Raw genomic sequence first — 5,548 nt, forward strand, 5'->3', positions numbered from 1 at the left:
GTGCTGCTGCTGCCCGTCGACCCCGACGCGTCGGCCCGCTCGATCGCGGCCGGGCTGCGGCAACGGCTCGGGGTCGAGGTCGGCGTCATCGTGTCGGACACCCTGGGCCGGGCGTGGCGCGAGGGCCAGACCGACCACGCCATCGGCGCCGGCGGCGTGCAGGTCTTCGAGGACCTTCGCGGGGGGACGGATGCCGAGGGCCGCCCCCTCGTCGTCACGATGCCGTGCGTCGCCGACGAGCTGGCCGCGGCCGCCGATCTGGTCAAGGGCAAGGCGACGCGGCGGCCTGTCGCCGTGGTCCGCGGCCGCGCCGACCTCGTCGGGGCCCTCGACCTTCCCGGCGCGCGGTCGATCGTGCGCCCACTCGAACGCGACATGTTCCGCCTCGGCGCCGATGAGGCCTATGCCGAGGGGTTCGCGGCGGGCGCGGCCGGGCTCATGCCCCCGGAGGCTTCGCCCAGATCAGGCGGCCTGCGCCCGGCATCCGCCGGGCCGGCCGCCTGACCGGGATCAGCGCCCGGCCTTGAGTACTGCCTGGCCGGCCGAGACCTGCACGCGGATCGTGTTCGACGCGCCCGGGGTGGAGCCGATCTCGTTCTCGAACTCGCCGGCCGACACGTCCGACGTGACGTCGTAGTCGCCTTCCGGCACGGTCATCCGCAGCGTGCCGGCGCTCACGTCGGCCTCGATCACGTCGGGCCCGGTGCCGGTGAGCACCGCGTCCAGCGAACCGGCGCTGACCGTCAGCACGGCCTCGGTCACGCCGTCGAGCTCGAGGGTGCCGCGGCCGGCGCTCACGTCGGCACTCAGCGACTCCGCCGATCCCGACACGTCGAACGATCCTGCTGCCAGCGAGAGGTCGAGCTCGCCGAAGTCGCCATCGGTCACGAATTCGCCGGCCGCGAGCGAGACGTCCGCGTCGAGGCCCTCGAGGGCGGCGGGCAGCAGCAGCACGGCATCCGCGCCCCCGTCGCCGAACCATCCACGCCAGCCGAGCCATCCGAACCGATCGGGTGACGCCACCTCGAGCGTGTCGCCGTCGCGCTCGAACCGCCAATTCTCGGCGCCCCACGAGCTGGTGACCTCGAGCTCGGCCTCCTGCACGTCGGCGAACTCGACGCGCAGCGTTCCCGCAGCGGCGTCGACGGCCAGCTCGCTGACACCGGCGACGTCGAGGGACCGCGTCGAGGTGTGGACGGATGCCGATGCGATCGTGCCGAAGACGGCCGACGTCATCGTGCCCAGCAGCACGAACGCACCCAGCACGATGATGACGATCGCGACGACCCGCGATCCGCCCGAGGGAGGCTGGGGCGCGTCGGCGGGGCGTTCCGGAGCGGCAGGAGGAGGCGGCGTCATGGTGGTGCTCATCGGTTCGTTCCTGTCTGCGGCCCGCGGCCGCCCGGTGTCTGCGAAGGAGGTGTCTGCGAAGGAGGTGTCGGTGGGGGAGGCGGCGTGGCGCCGCCGTGCTCGAGGTGGGCGATCGCCGCGAGCACGCGGCGGTTGCCCGACTCGTCGGGTTCGAGGTTCAGCTTCTGGAAGACGGCGGTGATGTGCTTCTCGACGCTGCCCTCGGTGACGTGCAGCGTCTTGGCGATGGCCTGGTTGGAGCGGCCCTCCGCGATCAGGGCCAGCACGGACGCCTCGCGATCGGTGAGGCGCAGCATCCGTTCGTCCCGCGTGCGGCGACTGAGCAGTTGCGCGACCACCTCCGGGTCGAGCACCGTGGCGCCTGCGGCGATGCGCTCGATGGCTTCGAGGAAGTCGGTCACGTCGGCCACCCGGTCTTTCAGGAGGTAGCCGAGCGCGCCGCCGCTGGACGAGATGAGGTCGGCGGCGTAGCGCTCCTCGACGTACTGCGACAGCACGAGCACCGCGAGCTCGGGCAGCCGGGCCCGCAGCGACAGCGCCGCACGGATGCCCTCGTCGGTCCATCTCGGCGGCAGGCGCACGTCGAGGATGCACAGTTCGGGAGCGGTCCGGTCGACCGTCTCGTCGAGGTTCGAGGCGTCGGGGAGGGCGGCGACCACCTCGTGGCCGGCGTCTTCGAGCACGCGCACCAGGCCTGCCCGCAGCAGGGCCGAGTCTTCGCAGATCAGGACGCGCACGGGATGCTCACCTCCACGCTCGTGGGTCCGCCGACGGGACTGTCGATGCGCGCCTCGCCGCCGGCCGCGAGAACGCGGTTGACGATGCCGTCGAGGCCGCCACCGGCGATCACCCGCGCACCGCCCACGCCGTTGTCTTCCACGCGCGCCCAGAGGGTGCCCGGTTCGCGCAGCCGCGCGATGACGCGCACCTCGGTGGCCCGGGAGTGCTTCGCGGCGTTGGTGAGCGCTTCGGCGATCACGAAGTACGCCGCCGCCTCGGTCCCGCGGCTGCAGCGGCCGTCGAGCCGCACGTCGGTGTGCACCGGCACGACCGAGCGGGCCACGAGCGCCGAAAGGGCGGCGTCGAGGCCACGATCGTCGAGGACGGACGTGTGGATGCCGCGGGCCAGCTGTCGCAGCTCGGTGATGGCCGCCTTGGTCGAGGTGTGGGCCTCGGCGATGAGAGCGCGTGCAGCCTCGGGGTCGGCGTCGATCTTCTGCTGCGCAAGGCCCAGCGTCATGCCGACCGACACCAGCCTCGGCTGCACGCCGTCGTGGAGGTCGCGCTCGATGCGCGTGCGCTCGACGTCAGCGGCCCGGACGGCGCCGGCATGCTGCTGGCTGGAGACGCGCGCCTCCGCGGCCAGCTGCGCCTCGCGGGAGGGAACCATGATCGCTCGCGCCATGATGCCGTGGAGCACGCCGAGCCCGACGAGGCCGGCGGCGGCGACCAGTGCGGCGAGGATACCCACCGGCACCGCCCAGGAGAGCGGAACCTCGATGCCGGTGCGGGCCAGTCGCACCGCGCTCGCCTCGGCGAAGAGCGGCGTGAAGGCGAGCACGGCGCCCGAGACGAGTAGTCCGGCGAGCGCCACCACGACCCATCCGAGGATCGTCGCGATCGCCAGATTCGCGATCGCCCGCCAGGTGAGGGGGTCGATCGCCTGCATCCAGATCGTGCGCATGGCGCCGCCGAATCCGGGGCGTCCGCTCTTGCGGGGCCGGAGCTCCGGAAGACCGAAACCGTAGAGACCGTCGACCCGCTGCGTCTCGAGCCACCCGAGCGCGAACAGCACGTAGACGAGCCCGATCAGCACGAGCAACCCGATGCCGACGACGAACACCAGGGCGATGCCGACGCCCAGCAGCGACAGGACGAGCGAGAACGCGGCGACGCCGATCACGCCGAGCGCGGCGAGCTGCGCGATGGCGCCCGCCACCTGGGCGGGCCGCGTCACCGGGTGGACGGCAGAAGAGTCCGAGGAGGTCATGCCCCTTACGGTAGGCGCGTGGGCCGCCGCGCGCGCCCGAGGCAGCCGGAGTCTTGTCTTCGGGTTATCCCCCGGAGGCGTGGGGCGAGGCAGGCGCCTGCTGGCGCTGTGCTCTCAGCGAGTGCCCACGGAGCCCACGTGGGGGCGGTGTCGCCGCCCGGGGTTAGGGTGCAGGGGTGGCAATACGGACCAAGGCGTCGCGCAGAGGCAATGGGACGCAGGCACCCCAGTTCGACTTCGACGAGAGCGTGCTCTCCGACCTCGCCGTCGGCGACCCGGCGTCGTTCGGCTCCGCGGGCTTCGAGGGGGTGGCCTACGCCGACGTCGTGCGCGAGGCGTGGGAGCTCCGCGTCGGCGACACCGTCGAGGCCACGCGCTTCGATGGCCTGGCCGTCGGCAGCTGGACGCTGCGCGGAGCGCACATCCTCGAATCGGTGATCACCGGGGCCGACATTCCTGCGGTATCCGGCGTCCGCAGCGGCTGGCGCGACGTCGAGATGCGCGACAGCAGGTTCGGGTCCTTCGAGGCGTACGACGCGTCGTGGCGCGGCGTCCGACTCATCCGCTGCAAGCTCGGTTATGTCAACCTCCGCGCCGCAGAGCTGCTCGACGTCGCGTTCGTCGACTGCACCATCGACGAGATCGACCTGCTGGATGCCTCGGCCCGCCGCGTCGCCTTCGAGGCCACCCGCATCGCCACGCTGAACGCCGGCGGTGGGCGGCTCACCGACGTCGATCTGCGTGGAGCCGACATCGGTCAGGTCGTCGGCCTGGAAGGCCTCCGCGGAGCCACGATCTCGCCCGAGCAGCTCCAGCTCATGGCACCGGTGCTCGCCGACCTCGCCGGCATCCGCGTCGACCGCTGACCTGGGACGCGGCCCTCGACAGGAGCGCGGTCATCCCGAGGCTCACGCCCCGGTCGTTGAGCGAGCTTGCGAGTCGAAACGCAGAGACGAAACGCTGCCTGCCAGCGCCGCGAAGCGTCAGCGCCCGGAGACCTTGCCGAAGAGGCGGGCGATCGGAGCGAGCACCAGCGGGCGGGCGGCGATCCAGGCTGCCGCGATCACCACGAGCGAGGCGACGAAGAACCAGAAGCCCGTCCAGTTGTCCGCGTAGGCGTCCGGGTCGACCGACCCCTGCGCGGCGTACATGTGGTTGAGGTTGCGCAGCGCGCCGGTGGCGAACACGAGGAAGACGTGCACCGCGATGAACGCCACGAAGTAGAGCATCACCGGGAAGTGCACGGCGCGCGCCCACTCCACCGGGTACGCCTTGTTCAGCCCGGCGGCGTTCTTGGGCCACACGCCCGACATCCGCACGCCGGTGATCACGGCCAGCGGCGCGGCGATGAACACGGTGGCGAAGTAGGCCAGCTGCTGCAGCGCGTTGTAGTTGACCCAGCCGTTCTCGGTGGGCCAGTCGAGCGACACGTACTGCAGGCCCGCCGAGACGGCGTTCGGGAACACCTCCCACGACGTCGGCACGATTCGCATCCACTGCCCGGTCACGACCAGCAGCACCACGAACACCACGCCGTTGACCAGCCACAGGATGTCGAGCGACTGGTGGAACCACAGGTTCAGGCTGATCTTGCGCCGGTTGTTGTTCCGCGGCGACCAGAACGCGGTCGGCCGCTTCTCGGTGCGCACGCGCAGACCCGACCGGATGATGAGCACCATCAGGAAGACGTTGAAGAAATGCTGCCACCCGAGCCATGCCGGGAATCCGACCGGGGCCCTTTCGGGCAGGTGGTACTCCCCCGGGTACGTCGCGAGGAAGTCGGCACCCCACTGCGTGCTGAGCAGCCAGCGCACCGCGAACACCGCCATCGCGGCGGCGTAGAGGAGGCCCGCGCCACCGACGATCACGGCGCCCGCCCACTGGCCGCGCGTGAAGGGTCCGATCCGCTGCGGCTCGGACGCCGGCTCGCGGCGGGTGCGTGCGGCCGCGCCCGCCCACACGGTGCGCGGGAACGGCAGCGGCTGCGACAGCGGCACCCCCGTCACCGTGCCGGAAGCGGCCGGCGCCTGGGGCTCGGTGGGAACGACCTCTGCGGCGACCGTGGTGGGCGCAGCCGGCGAGGGTGTGGCATCCGTCGCCAGCGCGGCTGCCGGCGATGCCGCCGGTTCCGACACCGGCGCTGCCGGGGCGGGAGCGAAGCCGGCGGGCGGCCAGGGCTCACCGCCC

At 72.2% G+C, this 5,548-nt stretch carries 6 protein-coding genes; 2 read left to right on the top strand and 4 right to left on the bottom strand.

Annotated elements, in window-relative coordinates; translation table 11 throughout:
• On the top strand, positions 1–504 hold a 504-nt coding region (locus B1729_RS15890; RefSeq protein ID WP_239539676.1), incomplete at its 5' end, for a coenzyme F420-0:L-glutamate ligase.
• Positions 505–510: 6 nt separating this feature from the next.
• On the opposite strand, the gene B1729_RS15895 is transcribed toward B1729_RS15890, so the two are convergent.
• Genes B1729_RS15895 through B1729_RS15905 form a run of 3 tightly spaced genes read right to left on the bottom strand, consistent with a single transcriptional unit; the run spans position 511 to position 3,361 of the window.
• Entirely contained in the window at positions 511–1,371 is an 861-nt protein-coding gene (locus B1729_RS15895; protein ID WP_163633746.1) for a DUF4097 domain-containing protein, read from the bottom strand.
• Positions 1,368–2,108 carry a response regulator transcription factor gene (locus B1729_RS15900; RefSeq protein ID WP_163633748.1) on the bottom strand — a complete coding sequence of 247 codons (741 nt, stop codon included), beginning with the start codon at positions 2,106–2,108 and terminating at the stop codon, positions 1,368–1,370. The genes B1729_RS15895 and B1729_RS15900 overlap by 4 nt, the downstream gene beginning before the upstream one ends.
• Positions 2,096–3,361 carry a histidine kinase gene (locus B1729_RS15905; protein WP_163633750.1) on the bottom strand — a complete coding sequence of 422 codons (1,266 nt, stop codon included), beginning with the start codon at positions 3,359–3,361 and terminating at the stop codon, positions 2,096–2,098. Before B1729_RS15905 ends, B1729_RS15900 begins: the two co-directional genes overlap by 13 nt.
• A gap of 176 nt (positions 3,362–3,537) precedes the next feature.
• Between B1729_RS15905 and B1729_RS15910 the strand changes: the two genes are divergently transcribed.
• Positions 3,538–4,227 carry a pentapeptide repeat-containing protein gene (locus B1729_RS15910; protein WP_163633751.1) on the top strand — a complete coding sequence of 230 codons (690 nt, stop codon included), beginning with the start codon at positions 3,538–3,540 and terminating at the stop codon, positions 4,225–4,227.
• Positions 4,228–4,344: 117 nt separating this feature from the next.
• Here the strand turns inward: B1729_RS15910 and B1729_RS15915 are convergent.
• The coding region (locus tag B1729_RS15915) for a cytochrome b/b6 domain-containing protein (protein WP_239539677.1) at positions 4,345–5,548 on the bottom strand (1,204 nt) is incomplete at its 5' end.

It is taken from the genome of Microbacterium sp. B35-04 (assembly GCF_010634885.1).
GTDB lineage: Bacteria > Actinomycetota > Actinomycetes > Actinomycetales > Microbacteriaceae > Microbacterium.